The 23,416-nt window shown below is 68.1% G+C and carries 22 protein-coding genes; 7 read left to right on the plus strand and 15 right to left on the minus strand.

All coding sequences use genetic code 11. The annotated features are described in order from the left end of the window. The first annotated feature begins 59 nt into the window (after window positions 1-59). Window positions 60-2,081 carry an NADPH-dependent 2,4-dienoyl-CoA reductase gene (locus PSEMAI1_RS0101305; protein ID WP_024301132.1) on the plus strand — a complete coding sequence of 674 codons (2,022 nt, stop codon included), beginning with the start codon at window positions 60-62 and terminating at the stop codon, window positions 2,079-2,081. Between the two features lie 334 nt (window positions 2,082-2,415). Here PSEMAI1_RS0101305 and xdhC read toward each other — a convergent pair whose 3' ends face one another. The 11 genes from xdhC to uraH form a co-directional block, all read right to left on the minus strand. After that, window positions 2,416-3,405 (minus strand): xanthine dehydrogenase accessory protein XdhC, encoded by a 990-nt coding sequence (gene xdhC / locus PSEMAI1_RS0101310; RefSeq protein ID WP_024301133.1) that lies wholly within the window; start codon window positions 3,403-3,405, stop codon window positions 2,416-2,418. A gap of 1 nt (window position 3,406) precedes the next feature. Continuing rightward, window positions 3,407-5,734: a xanthine dehydrogenase molybdopterin binding subunit gene (gene xdhB / locus PSEMAI1_RS0101315; protein WP_024301134.1), complete on the minus strand. Its 2,328-nt coding sequence runs from the start codon at window positions 5,732-5,734 to the stop codon at window positions 3,407-3,409. Next, window positions 5,731-7,230 (minus strand): xanthine dehydrogenase small subunit, encoded by a 1,500-nt coding sequence (xdhA, locus tag PSEMAI1_RS0101320; RefSeq protein ID WP_024301135.1) that lies wholly within the window; start codon window positions 7,228-7,230, stop codon window positions 5,731-5,733. Before xdhA ends, xdhB begins: the two co-directional genes overlap by 4 nt. Before the next feature lie 136 nt (window positions 7,231-7,366). Continuing rightward, window positions 7,367-8,095: an amino acid ABC transporter ATP-binding protein gene (locus PSEMAI1_RS0101325; RefSeq protein WP_024301136.1), complete on the minus strand. Its 729-nt coding sequence runs from the start codon at window positions 8,093-8,095 to the stop codon at window positions 7,367-7,369. Beyond that, entirely contained in the window at window positions 8,076-8,732 is a 657-nt protein-coding gene (locus PSEMAI1_RS0101330) for an amino acid ABC transporter permease (RefSeq protein WP_029770436.1), read from the minus strand. The genes PSEMAI1_RS0101325 and PSEMAI1_RS0101330 overlap by 20 nt, the downstream gene beginning before the upstream one ends. Next, window positions 8,729-9,397: an amino acid ABC transporter permease gene (locus PSEMAI1_RS0101335; RefSeq protein WP_024301138.1), complete on the minus strand. Its 669-nt coding sequence runs from the start codon at window positions 9,395-9,397 to the stop codon at window positions 8,729-8,731. Before PSEMAI1_RS0101335 ends, PSEMAI1_RS0101330 begins: the two co-directional genes overlap by 4 nt. A 52-nt stretch (window positions 9,398-9,449) precedes the next feature. Further along, window positions 9,450-10,241 (minus strand): transporter substrate-binding domain-containing protein, encoded by a 792-nt coding sequence (locus PSEMAI1_RS0101340; protein ID WP_024301139.1) that lies wholly within the window; start codon window positions 10,239-10,241, stop codon window positions 9,450-9,452. After that, complete coding sequence (locus tag PSEMAI1_RS0101345) at window positions 10,238-10,957, minus strand: FadR/GntR family transcriptional regulator (protein WP_024301140.1); 720 nt, start codon at window positions 10,955-10,957, stop codon at window positions 10,238-10,240. Before PSEMAI1_RS0101345 ends, PSEMAI1_RS0101340 begins: the two co-directional genes overlap by 4 nt. Before the next feature lie 212 nt (window positions 10,958-11,169). Further along, window positions 11,170-12,096, minus strand: coding sequence for an allantoinase PuuE (puuE, locus tag PSEMAI1_RS0101350; RefSeq protein WP_024301141.1), 927 nt, complete (start codon window positions 12,094-12,096; stop codon window positions 11,170-11,172). A 19-nt stretch (window positions 12,097-12,115) separates the two neighbouring features. After that, a complete protein-coding gene (locus tag PSEMAI1_RS0101355; protein WP_036986161.1) occupies window positions 12,116-13,306 on the minus strand; it encodes a urate hydroxylase PuuD in 1,191 nt (396 codons plus the stop codon). Between the two features lie 2 nt (window positions 13,307-13,308). Beyond that, window positions 13,309-13,662, minus strand: a complete 354-nt coding sequence (gene uraH / locus PSEMAI1_RS0101360; protein WP_024301143.1) for a hydroxyisourate hydrolase — start codon at window positions 13,660-13,662, stop codon at window positions 13,309-13,311. A 168-nt stretch (window positions 13,663-13,830) separates the two neighbouring features. Between uraH and uraD the strand changes: the two genes are divergently transcribed. Further along, window positions 13,831-14,346 carry a 2-oxo-4-hydroxy-4-carboxy-5-ureidoimidazoline decarboxylase gene (uraD, locus tag PSEMAI1_RS0101365; RefSeq protein WP_024301144.1) on the plus strand — a complete coding sequence of 172 codons (516 nt, stop codon included), beginning with the start codon at window positions 13,831-13,833 and terminating at the stop codon, window positions 14,344-14,346. 1 nt (window position 14,347) lies between these two features. On the opposite strand, the gene PSEMAI1_RS0101370 is transcribed toward uraD, so the two are convergent. Then, on the minus strand, window positions 14,348-14,845 hold the full coding sequence (locus tag PSEMAI1_RS0101370) for a TlpA disulfide reductase family protein (RefSeq protein WP_024301145.1): 498 nt from the start codon (window positions 14,843-14,845) through the stop codon (window positions 14,348-14,350). 119 nt (window positions 14,846-14,964) lie between these two features. Between PSEMAI1_RS0101370 and PSEMAI1_RS0101375 the strand changes: the two genes are divergently transcribed. The 5 genes from PSEMAI1_RS0101375 to PSEMAI1_RS0101395 all read left to right on the plus strand — a co-directional run bounded on the left by PSEMAI1_RS0101375 (window position 14,965) and on the right by PSEMAI1_RS0101395 (window position 19,669). Then, window positions 14,965-15,909: a carbohydrate kinase family protein gene (locus PSEMAI1_RS0101375; RefSeq protein ID WP_024301146.1), complete on the plus strand. Its 945-nt coding sequence runs from the start codon at window positions 14,965-14,967 to the stop codon at window positions 15,907-15,909. 84 nt (window positions 15,910-15,993) lie between these two features. Next, complete coding sequence (gene gshA, locus PSEMAI1_RS0101380) at window positions 15,994-17,277, plus strand: glutamate--cysteine ligase (RefSeq protein WP_024301147.1); 1,284 nt, start codon at window positions 15,994-15,996, stop codon at window positions 17,275-17,277. Between the two features lie 18 nt (window positions 17,278-17,295). Next, on the plus strand, window positions 17,296-18,240 hold the full coding sequence (gene gshB, locus PSEMAI1_RS0101385) for a glutathione synthase (protein ID WP_024301148.1): 945 nt from the start codon (window positions 17,296-17,298) through the stop codon (window positions 18,238-18,240). Next, window positions 18,228-19,295, plus strand: coding sequence for an FAD:protein FMN transferase (locus PSEMAI1_RS0101390; RefSeq protein WP_024301149.1), 1,068 nt, complete (start codon window positions 18,228-18,230; stop codon window positions 19,293-19,295). Before gshB ends, PSEMAI1_RS0101390 begins: the two co-directional genes overlap by 13 nt. Then, window positions 19,292-19,669 carry a diacylglycerol kinase gene (locus tag PSEMAI1_RS0101395; RefSeq protein ID WP_024301150.1) on the plus strand — a complete coding sequence of 126 codons (378 nt, stop codon included), beginning with the start codon at window positions 19,292-19,294 and terminating at the stop codon, window positions 19,667-19,669. Before PSEMAI1_RS0101390 ends, PSEMAI1_RS0101395 begins: the two co-directional genes overlap by 4 nt. A 7-nt stretch (window positions 19,670-19,676) precedes the next feature. Here PSEMAI1_RS0101395 and PSEMAI1_RS0101400 read toward each other — a convergent pair whose 3' ends face one another. The 3 genes from PSEMAI1_RS0101400 to PSEMAI1_RS0101410 form a co-directional block, all read right to left on the minus strand. Further along, window positions 19,677-20,057, minus strand: coding sequence for a hypothetical protein (locus PSEMAI1_RS0101400; protein WP_024301151.1), 381 nt, complete (start codon window positions 20,055-20,057; stop codon window positions 19,677-19,679). Between the two features lie 437 nt (window positions 20,058-20,494). Continuing rightward, window positions 20,495-22,786: a type I DNA topoisomerase gene (gene topA, locus PSEMAI1_RS0101405; protein ID WP_024301152.1), complete on the minus strand. Its 2,292-nt coding sequence runs from the start codon at window positions 22,784-22,786 to the stop codon at window positions 20,495-20,497. Between the two features lie 152 nt (window positions 22,787-22,938). Next, window positions 22,939-23,397: a DUF494 family protein gene (locus PSEMAI1_RS0101410; RefSeq protein ID WP_024301153.1), complete on the minus strand. Its 459-nt coding sequence runs from the start codon at window positions 23,395-23,397 to the stop codon at window positions 22,939-22,941. Window positions 23,398-23,416 lie beyond the last annotated feature (19 nt).

Below are 23,416 nucleotides of genomic sequence, written 5' to 3' on the forward strand. Positions count from 1 at the left end.
GGGCCGGTCAGCGGCATCACGCCATAACAACAGCGCAACACCACCACGAGGATTTCCCCATGACGGCTTACCCGCGCCTGCTGGCCCCGCTCGACCTGGGCTTCACCACGCTCAAGAACCGCGTACTGATGGGCTCGATGCACACCGGACTGGAAGAGGCGCCGCAAGGCTTCGAGAAGATGGCCGCGTTCTACGCCGAGCGGGCGAGAGGGGGCGTCGGGCTGATCGTCACCGGCGGTGTCGGCCCCAACGCCGAAGGCTGCGTGGCCGAGGGGGCGGCAATGCTGGCCGACGAGGCCGAGGTGCCGCATCACCGCCTGGTCACCGACGCCGTGCACGCCGAGGGCGGCAAAATCTGCCTGCAGATCCTGCATTCCGGCCGCTACAGCTTCCAGGAAAAATGCGTGTCGGCCTCGCCGCTGATCGCGCCGATCAACTTCTACCCGCCGCGCGAGCTGAGTGACGACGACATCTGGCGCACCATCGCCGACTTCGCACGCTGCGCCCGCCTGGCGCAAGCCGCCGGCTACGACGGCGTCGAGGTGATGGGCTCGGAGGGCTACCTCATCAACCAGTTCATCGCCCGCGCCACCAACAAGCGCCGCGACGGCTGGGGCGGCAGCTTCGAGAACCGCATCCGCTTCGCGCTGGAAACCGTCAAGGCGGTACGCGCCGCGACCGGGCCCAACTTCATCATCATCTACCGCCTGTCGATGCTGGACCTGGTACAGGACGGCAGCAGCTGGGACGAGGTGGTGCAGCTCGCCAGGGAGATCGAAAAGGCGGGCGCGACGATCATCAACACCGGCATCGGCTGGCACGAGGCGCGGGTGCCGACCATCGCCACCATGGTGCCGCGCGGCGGCTTCGCCTGGGTGACCAGGAAGCTGATGGGCGAGGTCGGCATTCCGCTGATCACCACCAACCGCATCAACACCCCCGAGGTGGCGGAAGACATCCTCGCCAGCGGCTGCGCCGACATGGTGTCGATGGCGCGGCCCTTCCTGGCCGACCCGGAGTTCGTCAACAAGGCGGCGGCGGGGCGGGCCGACGAGATCAACACCTGCATCGGCTGCAACCAGGCCTGTCTCGACCACATTTTCCAAGGCAAGCTGACCTCCTGTCTGGTCAACCCGCGCGCCTGCCGCGAGACCGAGCTGAACCTGGCGCCTGTCACAACACCCAAGCGGCTAGCGGTGGTCGGCGCCGGCCCGGCCGGTCTGGCCTTCGCCACCGCCGCCGCCGAGCGCGGCCACGCCGTGACGCTGTTCGACGCCGCCGGCGAGATCGGCGGCCAGTTCAACGTCGCCAAGAAGATCCCGGGGAAGGAGGAGTTCCACGAGACGCTGCGCTACTTCGCGCGCCGCCTCGAGACGACGGGGGTGACGTTGCGCCTCAACACCCGCGTGGCGGCGGACGATCTCAAGGACTTCGACGAGGTGGTGCTCGCCACCGGCATCGCGCCGCGCCTGCCGGCCATCCCCGGCATCGAGCACCCGAAGGTGCTGTCCTACCTCGACGTGCTGAAGCACGGCAAGCCGGTGGGCAAACAGGTGGCGATCATCGGCGCCGGCGGCATCGGCTTCGACACCGCCGAATTCCTCACCCACGAGGGCCAGTCCAGCTCGCTCGATGCCGCGGCGTTCATGAAGGAATGGGGGGTGGACATGTCGGGCGAATCGGCTGGTGGGTTGTCGCCCAAGGGCCCACAGCCGCACCCGAGCCCGCGCCAGGTGTACCTGCTGCAGCGCAAGACCAGCAAGGTGGGCGAGGGGCTGGGCAAGACCACCGGCTGGATCCACCGCGAAAGCCTGAAGATGAAGCGGGTGCAGATGGTGTCCGGGGTGAGCTACGACAGGATCGACGACGCCGGGCTGCATGTGACCATCAAGGGCGAGTCGCAAGTGCTGCCGGTCGACCACGTGGTGATCTGCGCCGGCCAGGACCCGCTGCGCGAACTCAAGGCGCCGCTTGAGGCGCTGGGCAAGACCGTGCACCTGATCGGCGGCGCCGACGTGGCGGCCGAGCTCGACGCCAAGCGGGCGATCGATCAGGGGGTGCGGTTGGCGGCAGTAATCTGAGACGTTTCGGCCAACCTTTCGAGGTTGGCCGAAACAGCACGGTGCCCCTGCTTGCGGTGTGCTATGGCCCATTTGGATTTTTCATGTGCCGTCGCTCGCGTCGAAAGAGGCGCCACCATCCATGCAAGATAAAAATGAACCCGCTAGCAACGCCAAAGACAGTAATGGCAAATGCAATTAGGCCGATCCAGCGAAGTGACAGCGCTGAAGCGACGAAGCCAAGCGCTACACCTACGGCGCTTATACAGAAAGCAACGAACCCTGGAAACATTCCACGGTTTGCCTCGTTCGGTAGGAACTTCCCAAGGCTGTGCACTGGATTGTCCTCCACACGTTAGGGGGCCGGTGTGGCGGCTTTCACCCATCCTACGGAGCCCGCCGCTTGTGCACTATCGCGCCAGCTCAGCAGCTGCGCCGCCACGGCGATGGCGATCGACGCCGGGTCCTTGGCGGTGATGTCGGGCAGGCCGATCGGGCAGGCCATCGCGGCGAGCCGTTCGGACGGAATGCCGCGCGCGGCGAGGCGGTGTTCGAAGCGGGCGCGCTTGCTCATCGAGCCGATCAGGCCGAAGAAGCCCACATCGCCGCGGCGCAGGATGTGCCAGGCTAGTTCTAGGTCGAGGTCGTGGCGGTGCGTCATCACCAGGTAGGCGCTGCCGGGGGCGGCGCGCGCTACTTCTTCCGTCGGCTCGTCGCTGACGATGGCGAGCACGTTGTCCGGCAGCGGGCTGGCGAAGGCGTCTTCACGCTGATCGATCCAGCGGATGTGCAGGTCGCTGCCGGCCAGCACGCGCACCAGCGCCTGGCCGACGTGGCCGGCGCCGAACAGCGTCAGCTCCATGCGCCAGGCGCGGTAGCGCTGTCGCCAGTGCCAGTCCTCGATTTCCCCCCGTAACACGGTCGACGATTCCCCCTCTGTTGTCAGCAGCCAGTCCGAGCCCGGCATGCCGGCTCCAAGTGTGCGCACCAGTGTGGCTCCCTGCCGCAGCGCCTCGGCGCGCTGTCCCCAGGCCGCGCGTTCGCCGGAAGCGACGCGTTCGAACAACAGCCACACCACGCCGCCGCAGCATTGCCCCAGGCCCGGTCCGAGAGCAAAGCGCAGGATTTCCGGCGGCGGCAGGCCGCTGAGCAGGCGGGCGCGGGCGTGGGCGATGGCCTCCCATTCCAGATGGCCGCCGCCCAGCGTGTCGGCGCTCTGCGTCAGGCCCACTGCCAGCGTGGCGCCGGGTTCGCGCGGGGCCGAGCCGGCCACCTTGAGCACGCTGACCAGCTCGGCGTCGCCGCTCGTCAGCAGCTCGGGCAGGGCGGCGAGCCAGGGAGGCATGTCAGGCTCCCGGGCGGTAGCCGACGGCGTCGAGCGCGTCGAGCACCGCCTGCGGCGTGGCCGGCGCGGACAGCGGCACGCGCTGGCCCGGCGCGGCGCAGTAGCCCAGCGCGTCGCGGATGGCGAAGAATACCGACAGCGCCAGCATCAGCGGCGGCTCGCCCACCGCCTTGGAGTGGTGCAACCCTTCCTCATGGTTGGCGTTGTCGAACAGCTTGACGTTGAAGTGCTCCGGCACGTCGTAGGCGGTGGGGATCTTGTAGGTGGACGGCGCGTGCGTGGCGAGCAGGCCGGAGCGCGGGCCGTCCGGCTGCCAGTAGAGCTCCTCGCTGGTGAGCCAGCCCATGCCCTGCACGAAGCCGCCCTCGATCTGGCCGCGATCGATGGCCGGGTTCAGCGAGCGGCCGACGTCGTGCAGGATGTCCACCGCCATGAGCCGCACCGCGCCGGACAGTGTGTCCACCGCCACCTCGCTCACCGCCGCGCCGTAGGCGAAGTAGTAGAACGGACGGCCCTGGCGGGTGTTGGCGTCGTAGTGGATCTTGGGCGTGCGGTAGAAGCCGCTCTCCCACAAGGGCAGGCGGCGGCGGTAGGCCTGCGCCACCAGTTCGGTGAAGTCCAGCCGATGCTCGCCGGAGAAGACCTGGCCGGCGGCGAACTCGACCGTCGCGGCGTGGCAGCCGTAGAGCACCGCGAACAGCGCGGCCAGCCGTTTCCGGATCGCCCCGGCGGCATGGCGTGCCGCCTGGCCGTTGAGGTCGGCGCTGGACGAGGCGGCGCTGGCCGAGGTATTGGGCACCTTGGCGGTGTCGGTGGCGGCGATGCGCACCCGTTCCAGCGGCAGTCCCAATTCCTCGGCCACCACCTGCTGCACCTTGATGTGCAGGCCCTGGCCCATCTCGACGCCGCCGTGGCTGACCAGCACGCTGCCGTCGAGGTAGACGTGCACCAGCGCGCCGGCCTGGTTGTAGTGGGTGGCGGTGAAGGCGATGCCGAACTTGACCGGGGTTAGCGCCAGTCCCCGCTTGAGCACCGGGCTCGCGGCGTTGAAGGCGGCGATGGCGGTGCGCCGTTCCGGGTAGCGGCTGTCGCGTTCCAGCTCGTCGATCAGCGCCGGCAGCACGTTGTCCTCGACTGACATGCCGTAGTGCGTGGTGTCGCGCGGTGCGGCGCCGTAGAAGTTGGCGCGCCGCACCGCGAGCGGGTCGAGCCGCAGCTCGCGTGCGACGTCGTCGAGCACGTATTCGATGGCGAACATGCCTTGCGGCCCACCGAAGCCGCGGAAGGCGGTATTCGACACGGTGTGCGTCCGCAGACGCAGATTGGTGAGCGCCACCGCTTCCAGGTAGTAGGCGTTGTCGACGTGGAACAGCGCGCGGTCGTTGACCGGGCCGGACAGGTCGGCGGAGCAGCCGCAGCGCGCCGCCAGCGTCAATTCCAGGCCGTGCAGGCGGCCGCTGTCGTCGAAGCCGGCATCGTAGTCGTAGGCGAAATCGTGGCGCTTGCCGGTGACGGCGATGTCGACGTCGCGATCCAGCCGCAGCTTGACCGGACGCCCGGTGCGCTGCGCCAGCAACGCCGCGATGCAGGCCCATTGCGCCGACTGCGTCTCCTTGCCGCCGAAGCCGCCGCCGATGCGGCGGCACTCGACGCTGACCGCGTGTGCCGGCAGACCGAGCGCTTGCGCCGCCAGCTGCTGCATTTCGCTCGGGTGCTGGGTGGAGCAGTAGAGCAGCAGGCTGCCGTCGTCGCGCGGCACCGCATAGCTGATCTGACCCTCCAGGTAGAAGTGTTCCTGTCCGCCCACGCTCATCTGCCCTTGCAGGCGGTGCGGAGCCTGCTGCAGCGCCGCGGCGGCGTCGCCGCGCCGCATCGTGACCGGTGGCAGCACGTAGTCGCCGACGGCGCGTGCGCCGGCGATGTCGAGCCGGACCGGCAGTTCCTCGTATTCGGCCCGCGCCAGCCGCACTGCGCGCCGCGCCGCCACGATGCTGTCGGCCGCCACGGCGAACAGCGGCTGGCCGAAGAACATCACCTCGCCCGTGCACAGGATCGGGTCGTCCGCCACGATCGGGCCGCAACTGGTGCCGTGGCACAGATCGCCGGCGGTGAGCACGGCGCGCACGCCCGGCGCGTTCTTCACGGCGGCGAGGTCGAGCGCAGTGAGCCGGCCGTGGGCGATGTCGGCGCCGCCGATGGCGGCATGGAGCGTGCCGGGCAGCTCGGGGAGGTCGTCGGTGTAGTGCGCGCGGCCGGTGACGTGCAACTCGGCGCTGTCGTGCGCCAGCGGCAGGCCGACGCTGCCATGAAGGGGGGGCGATGTGCTCATGGCGCGTCCTCGGGTGCGGGCAGCACGATCGGCCGCAGGGTGTCCAGCTGCAGTGGCGCCGTGCCCTGGCTGTCGAGCCAGGCGCGCCACAGCAGCCGGCGCGACAGCCGCAGGCGGTGGTCGGCGCGGCCGCGCAGATCGGACAGCGGGGTGAAGTCGTGCTGCAGCTCGTTCATCGCTGCCTCGACAGCCACCGCGTTCCAGGGGTGGCCGACCAGCGCCGCCTCGGTGAGCGGCGCGCGCGCCGGCGCCGCCGCCATGCCGCCCAGCGCGATGCGCGCCTCCTGGATCACGCTGGCGTCGTCGCGCGTGATGCTCAGTGCCAGGAACACCGTGGCGATGTCCTGCTCGTAGCGCTTGGAGGCCTTGTAGGCACGGATGAACGGGGCCGGCCGTGTCGCTGCCGGTTCGGGGCGGCGCGGCACCAGCACGGCGCGCACGAACTCGCCTGGCACCAGCGCGTTGTGCTGGTAGCCGAGGTAGAAGTGCTCCAGCGCCAGCTCGCGCTCCACCCCCAGCCGGTGCAGCCGCAGGCGTGCGCCGAGGGCGATCAGCGCCGGCATCGAGTCGCCGATCGGCGAACCGTTGGTGATGTTGCCGACCAGGGTGGCGGCGTTGCGGATCGGCGGCGAGGCAAAGCGCCGCGCCAGCTCGGCCAGTTCCGGGTAGTCCTCGAGCAGGGCGGCGAAGGCGTCCGTCAACGTCACCGCCGCGCCGAAGCGCAGCCACTGGGTATCGTGCTCGATGGTTTTTAGCTCGGGGACGTGGCCCAGGGAGATCAGCTCGGGCAGCTCGCGCAGTTCCTTGGTGACCCACAGCCCGAGGTCGGTGCCGCCGGCCAGCAGCCGTGCGTCGGGGGTGGCGGCGTAGAGTTCGGCCAGTTCGGCCAGGCTTCTCGGGCTGCGAAAGCGGGCACCGCCCTGGCGGTAGTCCAGCGCCGGCGCCTCTGCCATCTCCCTGAGCGCGGCGATGATGGGTTCCGGCTCGGGCAGGCAGGGGGCGGCGGCGCAAGCCGCGATGCCGGCATCGACGATGGGGCGGTAGCCGGTGCAGCGGCACAGGTTGCCGGACAGCGCGTCGAGCACCTCGGCGCGGCCGGCGCCGGGGTGTTGGGCGGACAGCGCGAACAGCGACATCACGAAGCCCGGCGTGCAGAAACCGCACTGCGAACCATGCTGCTCGACCAGCGCCTGCTGCACCGGGTGCAGCCCATCCGGCGACAGCGCGGCCACGTCTTCCACCGTCAACAGCGCCTTGCCGTCCAGCGCCGGCAACAGCATCAGGCAGGCGTTCACCGCGTGCCAGACCAGCTCGCCGTGGCGCAGCTCGCCGACGGCCACGGTGCAGGCTCCGCAGTCGCCTTCGGCGCAGCCTTCCTTGGTGCCGCTGGCGTGCAGATCCTCGCGCAGGTACTGCAGCACGGTGCGGGTCGGGGGCTGGCGCATCACCCGCACGATGCCGCCACGGTGGTAGAACTGGATCGGCCGTTGTTCCATCGCTGTGCTGTCCGCAGGGCTGCCGGGCGGCTGCCCGGTTTCTATAAAGATAGCCGCGTCGGCGAGCCTTGCCAGTTCAGGACCGGGTGGTGCTCCGTTTCCCGGCTTGGCCGCAGCCAGGTCACGGACCGGCGCGTCAGGCCACCGCGCCGATGAAGCCCGCCAGTTCCGGCGTGGTCGGGCGGCTGAACAGCTCTTCCGGCGCCCCACTCTCGTGCACGCGCCCCTCGTGCATGAAGACCAGCTTATCGCCGACCTCGCGGGCAAAACGCATCTCGTGGGTCACCATGATCAGCGTCATGCCCTCGCTGGCGAGCTGGCGCACCACGCTCAGCACCTCGTTGACCAGCTCCGGATCGAGCGCCGAGGTGATCTCGTCGCACAGCAGCACCTTGGGCGACATCGCCAGCGCGCGAGCGATCGCCACGCGCTGCTGCTGGCCGCCGGAGAGCTGGTCCGGGTAGGCGTCGAACTTGTGCTCCAGCCCGACCTTGGCCAGCATCTGCCGCGCCAGCTCGCGCGCCTCGGCCGGCGCGGTCTTCTTCACCACCTTGGTGGCCAGCATCACGTTCTCGCCGGCGCTCAGGTGCGGGAACAGGTTGAACTGCTGGAACACCATGCCGACCTTCAGGCGCAGCGCGCGCAGATCGGTCTGGCCGGCGTGCAGCCGCTCGCCGTCGACCTCGATCAGGCCGTCGTCGATGGCCTCCAGGCCGTTGATCGAGCGCAGCAGCGTGCTCTTGCCGGAGCCGCTGCGGCCGATGATGGCCACCACCTCGCCCTGCTCGATCTTCAGGTCGATGCCCTTGAGCACGTGGTTGGAGCCGAAACGTTTATGCAGCGCATCAATGCGGACGAGCGACATGGAACTTCCTTTCAAGCGATCTGGCGTACAGCGACAACGGATAACACAACAGGAAATAGCCCAGCGCCACCAGGCCGAACACCAGGAAAGGCTGGAAAGTGGCGTTGGCCAGCGTGGAGCCGATCTTGGTCAGCTCGGCGAAGCCAATGATCGAGGTCACCGCGGTGCCCTTGACCACCTGCACCGAGAAACCGACGGTGGGGGCGACGGCGAGCTGCAGCGCCTGCGGCAGCACCACGTGGCGCAACTGCTCGAAGCGGCTCATCGCCAGGCTGGCCGCCGCCTCCCACTGCCCTTGCGGCACCGCTTCGACGCAGCCGCGCCAGATCTCGGCCAGGTAGGCGCTGGTATACGCCGTCAGCGCCAGGCCGGCGGCGAGCCAGGCCGGAATGTCGCTGCCGGCGAGCGACAGCCCGAAGAACACCATGAACAGCTGCATCAACAGCGGCGTGCCCTGGAACAGCTCGATGTAGAGCCGGGCCACGCGGCGCAGCCACGGCAGCCGGCTGATGCGGGCGTACAACAGCACCAGTCCCGCGCTGCCGCCCAGTACGAAGGCTGAGAGCGACAGCACCAGCGTCCACAGCGCCGCGCCACCCAGGTGACGGACGATGTCCCACAACGAGAACGAGATCATGACGGCCTCCCGGAGATCACCCGCCTCCCGAACACGATCAGTGCCTGGCGCAGCACCATCGCCAGCGCGAGGTAGAGCAGGGCGACCACGAGATAGGTTTCAAAGGCGCGGAAATTGCGCGACTGGATGAAATTGGCGGCGAAGGTCAGTTCCTCGGCCGCGATCTGCGAGCACACCGCCGAGCCGAGCATCACGATCACCACCTGGCTGCACAACGCCGGCCACACCCTGAGCAGCGCCGGGCGCAGCACCACGTGGCGGAAGATCTGCGCGCGGCTCATCGCCAGCGCCGCCGCCGCCTCCAGCTGGCCCTTGGGCGTGGCCTCGATGCCGGCGCGGACGATCTCGGTGCTGTAGGCGCCGAGGTTGACCACCATCGCCAGCCCCGCCGCCTGCCACTCGGAGAACTGCACCCCCAGCGCCGGCAGGCCGAAGAAGATGAAGAACAACTGCACCAGGAACGGCGTGTTGCGGATCGCCTCCACGTAGACGCCGACCAGGCGGTCGAACGGCGCGAGCCGCCAGGCACGGACCACCCCACCCAGCACGCCGACGGCGGCGCCACCCAGCATGCCGGCGCCGGTCAGGGCGAGGGTATGGACGACGCCTCGTACCAACTGCTCGCGGTAGTCCCACACCGCCAGGAAATCGAACTGATAAGCCATGACACTCACTCCGGCCCGGAGAGGCGGTCTCTCCGGGCGCTGTGGGACAGCGTTACAGGGATGCCGGCAGCGAGGCGTTGAGCCAGCGCTCCGAGATCTGGTTCAGCGCGCCGGACTTCTTGGCGCGTGCGACGATCTCGTTCACCTTGGCCAGCAGCGCCGGCTTGTTCTTGTTCAGGCCGATGTAGCACGGCGAGTTCTTGATCAGGAACTTGGTGTCGAGCGGCCGCTTCTTGATGTGCTCCTTGAGCGAGGTGGCCACCACGTTGCCGGTGGCGAGCAGCTGCGCCTGGCCGGAGAAGTAGGCCGCCACGGTGGAGTTGTTGTCCTCGAAGCGCTTGATCACCGTCCCGGCCGGCGCGATCTTGGACAGCTCCAGGTCCTCCACCGAGCCGCGCGTCACCGCCACGGTCTTGCCGGCCAGGTCGGCGGCGCCCGCCACCTTTTCATTGGCCGGGCCGAACACGCCGTTGTAGAACGGCGCGTAGGCGGCGGAGAAGTCGATCACCTTCTCGCGTTCCGGGTTCTTGCCCATGCTGGAGATCACCAGGTCGACCTTGCCGGTGGTCAGGAAAGGCACGCGGTTGGTACTGGTGACCGGCACCAGCTCCAGCTTGACGGCCAGTTCCTTGGCGATCAGCGTGGCCATGTCGATATCGTAGCCTTGCGGTTTCAGGTCGCTGCCGACCGAGCCGAAGGGAGGGAAGTCCTGTGGTACGGCGACGCGCACGACGCCGGCCTTCTTGATATCGGCCAGCGCGTCGGCGTGCGCCAGCGGGGCGGCCAGCAGACCGGCCAACACGGCCGAGCCGGCCAGGGTGCGAAGCAGGGTACGACGGTTCATGCGGTGACTCCTTGCAGAGAGGGTGAGGCGTGGGGAAAACCGGGCAGCACCAGGGCCAGGCCGATGCGGCCGGCGGCGTGTTGCAGATGGTCGAACATCGCCGCCTGCGCGGCGGCGGGGTCTTGGCGCAGGATCGCGTCGAGCACCACGCGGTGTTCGTCGGCGGTGTCCCAGATATGGCCGCGGTCGGCGAACGGCAGGCGCAGGCTGTGCGCGATCGGCTGCTCGAACTGCTGGATCACCGTGGCCAGGGGCTCGTTGCCGGACAGGCGGGCGATCTCCATGTGGAAGGCCAGGTCGTGCTCGGCGGCGCCGACCAGGTCGAGCTTGTGCAGCGCCGCCTCCATCTGCTGCTGAATCGCCTGTAGCCGCGCGAGGCCGTCGCCGTCGCCACGGCTGGCGGTCAGCGCGGCGGCGGCCGGTTCGACGATGGCGCGCAGCTGGAACACCTGCTGCGGCGCGTGTGCGGCCGGGCCGGAGGGGAGTTCGCCGGCCGGGCGCGGCTGGCCGGCGGTGACCAGCACCCCCTTGCCCGGCTGAGAACGCACCAGGCCGAGCGCCTCCAGCGTGGAAATCGCCTCGCGCAGCGAGGCACGGCTGATGCCCAGCGTCACGGCGAGCTCGCGCTGCGACGGCAGCATCTCGCCGGGGAGGAACAGTCCTTCATGTATCTGCCGCTGCAAGGTCTGGGCGGCGTAGCTGGAAAGTCGGGTCATGCGATTCGGCTCCTATCGGCGTGGCCTGACTGGTCTGACCAGTCGGGCCGCATGGAGCCGGATTCAGCAAACGGCGTGCCAGCTTCTGGCAGGAAAGGAAGGGGTGGAATATCGGCGATTTGTCGTCATTGTCGCCAAATATCGATTTTTTCAGGGGCGAAGTCACACACCGCTAGCGGGCGTGCATCCCATATTGGTGCGCCGCCGCCCCTTCAGCGGGCGGGCACGTAGGGGTGGGTGGCCATCCAGTGGCGCGCGATGTCGAGGCGGCGGCAGACCCAGACGCGGTCGTGGCGCTCGATGTGGTCGAGGAAACGCTGCAGCGCGCGAAAGCGCCCGGGGCGGCCGATCAGCCGGCAGTGCAGCCCGACCGACAGCATCTTCGGACACTCCTCGCCCTCGGCGTACAGCACGTCGAAGGCGTCCTTGAGGTACTGCAGGAACTGCTCGCCGCTGCTGAAGCCCTGCGCCGTGGCAAAGCGCATGTCGTTGGCGTCGAGGGTGTACGGCACCACCAGGTGCGGCAGGCGCTTGCCGCTGGCGGTGGTCACCTCGGTCCAGAACGGCAGCTCGTCGCCGTAGTAATCGGCGTCGTACAGGAAGCCGCCGTGCTCCACCACCAGCCGGCGCGTGTTGGGGCTGTCGCGCCCGGTGTACCAGCCGAGCGGAGTGTGGCCGGTGAGCCGGCACAGCGTCGCCACCGCCTCGGCCATATGGCGGCGCTCGGTGGCCTCGTCGACCTCCTGGTAGCTGACCCAGCGCAGGCCGTGGCAGGCGATCTCGTGCCCCAGCTCGACGAAGGCATGCGTCACCTCGGGGTGACGCTGCAGCGCCATCGCCACCCCGAACACCGTCAAGGGTAGGCCGCGGCGCTCGAACTCGCGCAGGATGCGCCACACCCCGACGCGGCTGCCGTACTCGTACAGCGACTCCATGCTCAGGTGGCGGTCCGGGTAGGGCAGCGCGCCGACGATGTCGGAGAGGAAGGTCTCCGAGGCGGCGTCGCCGTGCAGCACGCAGCGCTCGCCACCCTCCTCGTAGTTGAGCACGAACTGCACCGCGATGCGGGCATTGCCCGGCCAGTCGGCCTGCGGCGGGGTGCGGCCGTAGCCGATCAGGTCGCGCGGGTAGGCGTTCATGGCGATCTCCTTCGGGCTCTCAATCCGGCGCGCCGGCGGCGGCCCACTCGGCGATCACCTGCCGCTCGGCCTCGGTCATGTGGGTCAGGTTGCCGAGCGGCATGGCGCGGTTCGCCACCTGCTCGGCCAGCCGCGCGGCGTGGCGCTTGATCTCGGCGGGCTCGTCCAGCCGCACGCCGGCTGGCGGCGCGGAAAACCCGGCAAAACTCGGCCGGGCAGCGTGGCAGGCGACGCAACGCTGCTCGAGGATGGCACGCACCTGCGCCAGCGTGGCCGCAGGCCGGTCTTGCCGGGCCGTAAGGCCGGGCGGCGCACCGGCCAAGGCCACCAATGCCAGCAGCGCCACGCCGGCGGCCGGAAAACGCCAGTCGACGATGCCGCGATGGCGCAGGTTGAAGAAGTGGCGGATCAGCACACCGGCCGCGCCGATGCCGGCCAGCAGCGCCCAGCCGTAGCGGTGGCCGTAGGTGAAGGCGAAATGCGGGCTGATCATGATGAACAGCACCGGCAGCGTGAAGTAGTTGTTGTGCACCGAGCGCTGCTTGCCGCGCCGTCCCGGCTCGGAGTCTGGGGTCTCTCCCCGCCGCAAGGCCGCCACCATGGCCTGCTGGCCGGGGATGATGACGAAGAACACGTTGCCGGCCATCAGCGTGCCGATCACCGCACCGGTGAGCAGGTAGGCCGCACGCGCGGCGAACAACTGCGACAGCCCCCAGGCCAGTGCCACCAGCAGCAGGTAGACCGTGAGCCAGAGCCAGCCGTCGCGTCGTCCGAGCGGGCTCGCACACAGACCGTGGTAGACCAGCCAGGCGCCGGCCAGCACCAGCAGCGCCACGCCCACCGCCACCGCTGGGGTGAGGCGAGCCACGGCGGTATCGACCAACATCACCTCGGCCCGCACGAAGTACAGCAACGCCAGCAGCGCGAAGCCCGACAGCCAGGTGGTGTAGGCCTCCCACTTGAACCAGTGCAGCTTGGCCGGCAGCACGGATGGCGCCACCCGATATTTCTGCGGGTTGTAGAAACCGCCGCCGTGCACCGCCCACAGCTCGCCGCCGACGCCGCGCCGTTGGAGCTCCGGGTCGCTCGGCGGGGTCAGGTGGTTGTCGAGCCAGACGAAATAGAACGAGGCGCCGATCCAGGCCACCCCCGCGACGAAGTGCAGCCAGCGCAGCAGCAGCGCCAGCCAGTCGAGCAGGTAGCCCGCCACGCTCAGCTCCCGCGGTAGCTGCTGTAGCCGTAGGGCGACAACAGCAGCGGCACGTGGTAGTGCGCCGCCGCATCGCTGACGCCGAAACGGATCGGCACCACGTCGAGGAAGGGCGGCTCGTCCAGCACGTAGCCCTGGGCGCGCAGGTAGTCGCCAGCGGCGAAGTGCAGCTCATACACCCCCGGCAGCAGCGCCCCGCCCTCCAAGAGTGGCGCGTCGCAGCGGCCGTCGGCGTTGGTACGGGTGACCAGCAGCCGGCGCGGCTGCAGACCGTCGATGCGGTACAGGCTGACGACCAGCCCGGCGGCCGGGCGGCCGAGCGCGGTATCGAGCACGTGGGTGGTGAGGCGGCCCATGGCGTGGCCTTTCTGTCGGGAGATGCTGGCGGGAAGGCGGCGGGGGTGCCGGTTTCCAGAGCGTGCCCACAGTCGTCTTGTCCGATAAAACTACGGTGAATACGCCCTACTATGGTTATAAACATGTCGTGATGATTCGCCGCGCTTCCGCGAGAGGGGAGGGATGCCATGGACAGCCTCGAAACCCCGCTCCTGACACCGGCCGCCCTGTCGGCCTTGGAGCAGGACGCCTTCGTCGCCGCGCTCGACGGCGTATTCGAACACTCGCCGTGGGTGGCCGAGCGCGCCTGGATGCAACGCCCGTTCGCCACGCGCACAGCGCTGTGGCAAGCGCTGAACGACGCCATGCTCGCGGCCAGCCGCGACGAGCAACTGGCACTGATCCGCGCCCACCCCGAACTCGGCACGCGCGGCCCGCTGACGCCGGCGTCGGGCGGCGAACAACAGGCCGCCGGGCTGCGCCAGGACAACGCCGACACGCGCCGGCTGGCCGAGCTCAATGCGCGCTACCGCAAGCGCTTCGGCCATCCCTTCATCGTGGCGGTGGCCGGGCTCGGCCGGGACGAGATCCTGGCCCGCCTCGAGCAGCGGCTCGGCGCCACGCCCGAGCAGGAGTTCGCCCAGTGCCTCGCCGAGATCGGCCGCATCGCGGCGCTACGGCTGGCGCAGCGGGTGAGCGCATAGCTCAGAGGTGGGGTTCCACCGCCTGCAGCAGGGTCTTCTCCGACAAGAGGCCGACCAGCTTGGCGACCTGCTTGCCGGAGCGGTCCAGCACCACGGTGTAGGGCAAGCCGCCGGCCGGATTGCCGATGGCGCGCATCAGGTCGAGCGTGCTGCTGTCGCCCAGCACGATGGGGTAGCTCACCCTGGTGGTGCGCAGGTAATTGCCGACCGAGACCCTGTCGTCGAGCGCCACGCCCACCACCTCGACGCCGCGTTGCGCCAGCCGCTCGCGCACCGCGTTGAGCATCGGCATCTCCTGGCGGCACGGCACGCACCAGGTGGCCCAGAAGTTCACCACCGTGACCTTGCCCTTGTATTGGCTGAGCGCGGCGCTTTTGCCGGCAAGGTCGGTAAAGCGCGCGCGTTCCAGCGCCGGGTTGGCGGCGGCGGGCTGCATCGTCAGCAGGGTGGCGCACAGCAGCAGCACGGTGCGGCCGAGGCTAAGCAGGGTAGAGGTCATGGGGCATCCTGACAAATAGGGTGGAAACGGCTTGGAGCGTGCACGGCGGCCAGGGTTCGGTGTGCGGAAGGGGCCGCGTATCTGCTAGACTGAACGATTGATTTCATGGTGGAACCGGCATGTCCATACTCGTTTGCGGATCGCTTGCCTACGATACCCTGCTGTCGTTCGAAGACCGCTTCGACCGGCATATCCTGCCGGACCATCTGCACAAGATTTCCACCACCTTTCGCGTGCCGTCGATGCGCCGCGAGTTCGGCGGCTGCTCCGGCAACATCGCCTACAACCTCGCCATGCTGGGCGAGCGGCCGCTGGTGATGGGCGCGGTGGGCGAGGACTTCGCCCCCTATCGCGCACACCTGACGCGCCTCGGCGTGGACGACCGCCATATCCGTGTCATTCCCGGCCAGTATACCGCGCAATGCTTCATCATCAGCGATTGCGACGGCAACCAGCTGATGGCCTTCCACCCCGGTTCGATGGACCACGCCACCGTCAATCATCTGAGCGACGTCGATACCCCCGTGGAAATCGCCATCGTCGCCCCCTCCGGCTACCATGGCTGCCTGCAGCATTGCCGTGAACTGGCCGAGGCCGGCATCCCCTTCGTGTTCGATCCCGGCCAGGAACTGCCGCTGTTCTCGCGCGAGGAGCTGCGCGCGCTGGTGGAAATGGCGAGCTACGTCACGCTCAACGATTACGAGGCCGAACTGATGCGCGAGCGCGCCGGTCTCACATTGGACGACATCCGCCGCCAGGTGCGGGCGCTGATAGTCACGCGTGGCGCCCAGGGCTCGGAAATCCACGCCGGCGACACCGTGCACCGGATTCCGCGCGCCGAACCGGAACAGCCGCCGGTCGACCCTTCCGGCTGCGGCGACGCCTACCGCGCCGGCCTGCTGTACGGCATCAAGCACGGCCTGGATTGGGAGCTCACCGGCCGGCTCGCCAACCTGCTGGGCGCCATCAAGGTCGCCAGCCTCGGCGCGCAGAACCACTTCTTCGATTGGGCCTTGCTGAAGGAGCGTTACCGGGCGGCCTATAACGAAGCATGGCCGGATTAGGGCCCGCCGCCCAGGGTTGAATAAGCCGCCCGTCATCCCCACCATTGTGGAATTCGAACCAAAGATCATCCCAAAGGGGAAGACATGACCGTTCCTTACCTGTCCACCGCCCTGAAGGGGCCGCTGCTCGAGCTGGAAAGCCGTATCCTCTCCGCCCAGCCGCATATCGAACACTGGTTCCGCAGCCAGTGGCACGCCCACAAAGTGCCGTTCTACGGCTCGGTCGACCTGCGCAACAGCGGCTTCAAGCTGGCCCCGGTGGACATGAACCTGTTCCCCGGCGGCTTCAACAACCTCAATCCGGAATTCACCCCGCTGGCGGTGCAGGCCGCCACCAGCGCGGTGGAAAAGGTCTGTCCGCAGGCCAAGAACATCCTGCTGATCCCGGAAAACCACACCCGCAACACCTTCTACCTGCAGAACGTGGCGGCACTGGTGCACATCTTCGAGCAGGCCGGCCTCAAGGTGCGGCTGGGCTCGCTCAATCCGGAGATCACCGCCCCCACCGAGCTCGTCGCCGCCAACGGCGCTCCGGTGCTGCTGGAGCCGATCGAACGGCGCGGCAACCGCCTGGTGCTGGCCGACGGCTTCAGCCCCTGCGTGGTGCTGCTCAACAACGACCTGTCGGCCGGCGTGCCGGATGTGCTGAAGAACCTGGAGCAGACGCTGCTGCCGCCGCTGCACGCCGGCTGGGCGGTGCGGCGCAAGACCCACCATTTCAAGGCCTACGACCAGGTGGCGGCCGAGTTCGCCCAGCTGATCTCGATCGACCCGTGGCTGATCAACCCCTACTTCGGTGCCACCAAGGGACTGGACTTCCAGTCGCGCCAGGGCGAGGAGGCGCTGGCCGACAGCGTGTCCGGCCTGCTCGATAAGATCCGCCTCAAGTACCGCGAGTACGGCATCACCCACGACCCCTTCGTGATCGTCAAGGCCGACGCCGGCACCTACGGCATGGGCGTGATGAGCGTGAAGTCGCCGGACGAGGTGATCGGCCTCAACCGCAAGGCGCGCAACAAGATGGCGGTGGTCAAGGAAGGGCTGGAAGTCTCCGAGGTGATCGTGCAGGAAGGCGTGTACACCTTCGAAACGGTCAACGCCGCGGTGGCCGAGCCGGTGGTGTACATGATGGACCGCTTCGTCATCGGCGGCTTCTACCGCGTGCACACGGGGCGCGGCGTCGACGAGAACCTCAATGCGCCGGGCATGCACTTCGTGCCGCTGTCGTTCGAGTCGGCCTGCCTGCCGGACAAGAACGGCAACCCCGACTGCCCGCCCAACCGTTTCTATTCCTACGGCGTGATCTCCCGCCTGGCGCTCTTGGCGGCCTCGCTGGAACTGGAAGCCACCGACCCCGACAACGCCTGAGCGTACTGGATCCTGCCTATGAAAATCCTGTTCATCGCCGACCCGCTGGACCACTTCAAGATCTACAAGGACACCACCTTCGCCATGATGGAGGAGGCGGCGCGGCGCGGTCACGCGCTGGCGGTGGCCGAAGCGCGCCAGCTATCGGTGGAGGGCGGCCGGCTGCTGGTCGACGCGCGCGGCCTGACGCTGACCGGGGACAAGGACGACTGGTACCGCCTCGCCGACGTGCAGCGCCAGCCGCTCACCGCCTTCAGCGCGGTGATCATGCGCAAGGACCCGCCGTTCGACATGGAATACCTGTACGCCTCGCAGCTGTTCACGCTGGCCGAGGCGCAGGGTGTCAAGGTGTTCAGCAGCGGCCAGGCGCTGCGCGACTACAACGAAAAGCTCGCCATCCTGCACTTCCCCGACTGCATAGCCCCGACGTTGATCTCCGGTGAGTCGGCACGCCTGCGCGCCTTCGTGCGCCAGCACCAGGATGTCATCCTGAAGCCGCTCGACAGCATGGGTGGCGACAGCATCTTCCGCGTCACCCCAGACGACCCCAACCTGTCGGTGATCCTGGAAACCATCACCCAGCACGAGACCCGCACCGTGATGGCGCAGCGCTTCATCCCGGAAATCCGCGACGGCGACAAGCGCATCCTGGTGATCGACGGCGAACCGGTGGACTATTGTCTGGCGCGCATTCCGATGGCCGGCGAGACGCGCGGCAACCTGGCCGCCGGCGGTCGCGGCGAAGCGCGCGAGCTGACCGCGCGCGACCGCGAGATCGTGGCGGTGGTGGGGCCGGAGCTGAAGCGGCGCGGCATCCTGTTCGCCGGCCTCGACGTCATCGGCGACTACCTCACCGAAGTCAACGTCACCAGCCCCACCTGCTTCCGCGAGATCATGGACCAGACCGGCATCAACGTCGCCGGGCTGTACCTGGACGCGCTGGAGCGGCGGTGCGCGCACTGATCCCGTCGCTGCGGCAACTCTGCCTGGCCTGGTGCCTGATCCTCGGGCTCGCGGCGTGCAGCCGCGAGCCTGAACCGTTCCGCCAGGAGAGCTACGTGTTCGGCACGCGCGTCGAGGTCACCGTGCTGGGCGAGCCCGAGGCCAAGGCACAGGCCGCCGTGGCGCAGGCGCTCGCCGAACTCGACCGTCTGCACGAGCGGCTGCACGCCTGGAAGGGCGACGGCGAACTGGTGCGCATCAACCGTGCGCTGGCGCAGGGCGAGCCGGCGCCACTTGCACCCGATCTGGCCGAGCTGCTGCGCTCGGCGCAACGCGCCGAAGCGCTGTCCGACGGCCTGTTCTCGCCGGCGCTGGGTGGGCTGGTGGCGCTGTGGGGCTTCCATGCCGACAGCTTCGCCCCGGTGACGCCGGATCCCGCCGCGCTCCGGCAGCTGGTCGAGGCCCGGCCGCGCCTGGCCGACCTCACGCTCGCCGACGGCCGCCTCGCCAGCCACAACCGCGCGGTGCAGCTCGACCTGGGCGGCATCGCCAAGGGCTGGGCGCTCGACCGGGTGCGTAGCCAGCTCAAGGCCGCCGGCATCCGCGCCGCGCTCGTCAATATCGGCGGCAACGTCATCGCGCTGGGCCAGAAGTCCGATGGGACGGCGTGGAAGGTCGGCATCCAGCACCCGCGCCGTAGCGAGGCGATGGCGGTGGTGGAACTGGCCGACGGCGAGGCGGTGGGGACGTCCGGCGACTACCAGCGCTATTTTGAATTGGATGGCCAGCGCCACTGCCACCTGATCGACCCGCGCGACGGCAGCAGCGACTGCCGCGCCCAGGCCGCCACCGTGGTGGTGGCGCCAGCCGCCGACGCCGGCTTGCGCTCCGACGTCGCCACCAAGCCGATTTATCTTGCCGACACCGCACGCGCTTCTTACTATGCCAGCCGGTTCGGCATCCGCGACGTGCTGCTGGTCGACGGTCACGGCGAAGTCTGGCTGTCGCGCTCGATGCAGGCGCGCCTGCACTGGCTGGGCGAACCGCCACGCATCCACCTTCTGGGAGCCGCATGAAGCTGCAGGAAAGCCCGTTCAAGGGCAAGACCGGGATCACCCGGCTGATCAACGCCTTCGGGTACTCGCTGGACGGCCTCAAGGCCGCCTTCCGCCACGAGGATGCGTTCCGCATGCTGCTGCTGCTGGCCGCCATCCTCATCCCGCTGGCCTTCGTCATCGAGGCCTCGGCACTGGAGCGCGCGCTGCTGGTGGCAAGCTCGCTCGCCACGCTGATCATCGAACTGCTCAATTCCGCCGTCGAGGCGGCGGTCGACCACACCTCGCTGGAACACCACCCGCTGGCCAAGCGTGCCAAGGATATGGGCAGCGCGGCGCAGCTGATCGGTCTCGTCAACCTGGCCGTGGTGTGGGGGCTAATATTGTTCGGTTGAGAGGCCCTCAATCGTCGAGGCGGCGATAGAGATACCCCGGCCACACCCGGATCATGCCCGGACCTTCCTTGACCTCGTCCTGCGGCCCGACCAACTGCCAGCGTGTATCGCGGCCGATCAGGTAGCGGTACACCGGCTGGCCGCCGTGGTAGAACAGCAACTCACGGCCGCGGAAGGCATCGAGCGGCAGCAGCGGGCGCTCGTGCTGCACCAGGAACATCGCCAGCGCCCGGCTGTCCAGTGCCGCCAGCTGCTCGCGATCGGCCACCATCATGCCGCAAAACGTCGCCAGCAAGGCGATGGCCAGCAGCGGCCAGGTGGCGGAGGCGAAGGCCATCAAGGTCAGCACGATACTGCCGGTGAAGTAGAAACGGCTGTCGGCTTTCATGGTCGGTCCCCTTGTCCCGATTGGCCCAGGTAACGAAGCGTACCCGCTCTACGACGCGGCACGGCCGTGGCTGTTCCCTGTCTGTGCCGGCTGTCTGCCGAGGCGATAGAGGCTTTTCCCTGGCTTGTTGGCTTCGTGTTTTCGTTTCGCATGCTTTTTTTGGGCTGGCGTGCGCCGGTCCAATGAAAACGCCGCCAGGGAAGGCGGCGTTTTGCCCCGCAGGGCATTCCGGTCCGTCGCAGGTACCGTACTCGCCGGAACGAATCCGGCGGTCAATTCGGGCAGACTTCGCCCTTGGCTGAAGTATAAGCACTGCTCCGGAAGATGCTGAATAAAAGCCGGCGACGTTCCATGACGGCCGGGCGGAATCGCACCGCCGCCATCAAATGAAAACGCCACCGGCAGGCGGTGGCGTTCAAAAGGGCAAAGGGCAGGGATCAGGCTTCCTTGCCTTCCGGCGGGGCGATCACCTCGCTGTAGCCGCACTCCTTCTGCGGGCAGACCTTCTCGGTGCCGCGCCGCTTGGTGGTCTTGATGGTCAGGATCGGCCAGTGGCACTTGGGGCAGGGTTCGGCGACCGGCGGGTTCCAGGTGGCGTACTTGCACTTGGGGTAGGTATTGCAGCTGTAGAACAGCTTGCCGTAGCGGCTCTTGCGCTCGATCAGGCTGCCGGTCTTGCACTCCGGGCAGGTCACGCCGGTGTCGCGCGGTTTCTCCAGGGGCTCGATGTGCTTGCACTTGGGGTAGTTGGCGCAGCCGATGAACTTGCCGTAGCGACCCTTCTTGATGTGCAGCGCGCCGCCGCACTCCGGGCAGTTGCGCCCCTCGATCACCGTCGGCTCTTCGGCCGCCGCCGCCGCGCTCTCGGCGGTCTCGCCGATGTCGCGGGTATAGTCGCAGTCGGGGTAGCCGGTGCAGGCGATGAAGCGGCCGCGCTTGCCGAACTTGATCTGCAGCGGCTTGCTGCACTTCGGGCAGGCCTCGTCCAGGCTCTCGGTGGTGACCTCGGCGCGCGACAGGCTTTCCTTCTCGCTTAGCTGCTTGGCCAGGCCCTTCCAGAACGTCTCCATCACCGGCACCCACTCGCGGCGGCCGTTGGCGATCTCGTCGAGCTGGTCTTCCAGCTTGGCGGTGAAGTTGTAGTCGACGTACTGGCTGAAGTGCTCGGTGAGGAACTTGTTGACGATCTCGCCGGTGTCGGTGGGCAGGAAGCGCTTCTTGTCCAGCACCACGTACTCGCGGTCCTTCAGCGTCGAGATGATGCTGGCGTAGGTGGACGGGCGGCCGATGCCGAACTCCTCCAGCGCCTTGACCAGGCTCGCCTCGGAGAAGCGCGGCGGCGGCTGGGTGAAGTGCTGCTCGCCGTAGAGCTTGTCGACCGGCAGCACGTCGCCCACTTCCAGCGCCGGCAGCTTGGCGTTGTCCTCGTCCTCGGCGTCGTCGACGTCCTCCTCGTACACCGCGAGGAAGCCGGCGAAGGTCTGCACCTGGCCGGAGGCGCGGAACACGCCTTCACCGACGGCGATGTCGACGCTGGTGGTGTCGAACTTGGCCGGCGCCATCTGGCAGGCCAGCGTGCGCTTCCAGATCATCTCGTAGAGCTTGAACTGGTCGGTGGTCAGGAACGGCTTCATCGCCGCCGGAGTGCGTTCGATCGAAGTCGGGCGGATCGCCTCGTGCGCCTCCTGGGCGTTCTTCGACTTGTTCTTGAAGGTCACCGGCGTCTTGGGCAGGAAGGCCGGTTCGAACTGCTGCTCGATGTAGCCGCGGATCTCGGTCAGCGCCTCGTTGGACAGCACCACCGCGTCGGTACGCATGTAGGTGATCAGGCCGACCGTGCCCTGGCCGATGTCGACGCCCTCGTACAGCTGCTGCGCCGTGCGCATGGTGCGGTCGGTGGTCATGCCGAGCTTGCGCACCGCCTCCTGCTGCAGCGTCGAGGTGGTGAAGGGTGCGGCCGGGTTGCGGGTCTTCTTCTTCTTGTCGATGGCGGTGACGGTGGCGGGGTGTCCCGTCAGCCTGGCCAGCGTGTCGGCCTGCACCGCCTCGCTCGGGATGTCGAACTGCTCCAGCTTCTTGCCGGAGAGCTCGAACAGCTTGGCGCCGAACTTCTGCCGGCCCTTGTGGCTGTCGAGGTGGATCGACCAGTATTCCTGTTCGGTGAAGGCGCGGATCTCGTTCTCGCGCTCGCAGATCAGGCGCAGCGCCGGGCTTTGCACGCGGCCGGCGGACAGCCCGCGGCGGATCTTCTTCCACAGCATCGGCGACAGGTTGAAGCCGACCAGGTAGTCGAGGGCGCGGCGCGCCTGCTGGGCGTCGACCAGCTCCTGCGAGATGTCGCGCGGGTTGGCGATGGCGTCGAGCACCGCGTTCTTGGTGATCTCGTGGAACACCACGCGCTGTGCGTTCTTGCCCTTCAACAGCTTCTTGTTGTTGAGGATCTGCACCAGGTGCCAGGAGATGGCCTCGCCTTCGCGGTCCGGGTCAGTCGCCAGGTAGATGTGCTCGGCGGCGGCCACCGCCTGGGTGATGGCGTCGACGTGCTTGGCGTTGCGCGGGATCAGCTGGTACTTCATCGCGAAGTTCTTGTCCGGGTCGACCGCGCCGCTTTTCGGCACCAGGTCGCGGACGTGGCCGTAGGAGGCGAGGACTTCGAAGTCCTGACCCAGGTATTTTTTCAGCGTTTTGGCCTTGGACGGCGACTCAACGATCAATAGGCTCGAGGGCATGTTCTGTTCAATCGTGAACCCGGCAGTCCCGGGCTGACATCTTGTGTATCCATCAAATAAAACAAGAGCGCAAGGCGGCGCTCTTGTCTGACCGTACGGCTAAGGCGTCGGAAAGGGCGCGATGGTAAGCCTGTCGCAACGCCGTGACAAGCTCACTGCATGGTCGGCTCGCCGTTCACCACGTCGAGCAGCTCTTCGCCGAGCAGAATCGGCAGCTCGGCCTTCTGCACCCACAGCACCATCAGCGTGACCAGCTTGGCCGAGGCGACGTTGACTTCGTCGTCGGGCATCGCCAGCAGGCGGTCGATCACCATTTCGCGCTGCGCCGGGGAGAGCGCGCCGTGGTGCTCCAGGAACTGCAGCAGACCGCGCACCTCGGTCGGCAGGCGCTTCTGTTCGCTGTCGCTGTAGACGCGCAGGCCGTACGACTCGTCCATCGCGGCGAAGGCGCCCTCGTTGATGTTGCAGAGGATGTCCAGCCAGTCGAGGGCGTCGTTGATGTCGGCATCCTCGAAGCCGGCGGCGGCGAGCGTGCGCATCACGCCTTCGCGGTCGTTGCAGGCTTCGGGGTCCTGGTATTCTTCAAACAGATAAGCAAGAACGTCAAACATGGTGCAGAGACTTTAATAG

It is taken from the genome of Pseudogulbenkiania sp. MAI-1 (assembly GCF_000527175.1).
Taxonomy (GTDB): domain Bacteria; phylum Pseudomonadota; class Gammaproteobacteria; order Burkholderiales; family Chromobacteriaceae; genus Pseudogulbenkiania.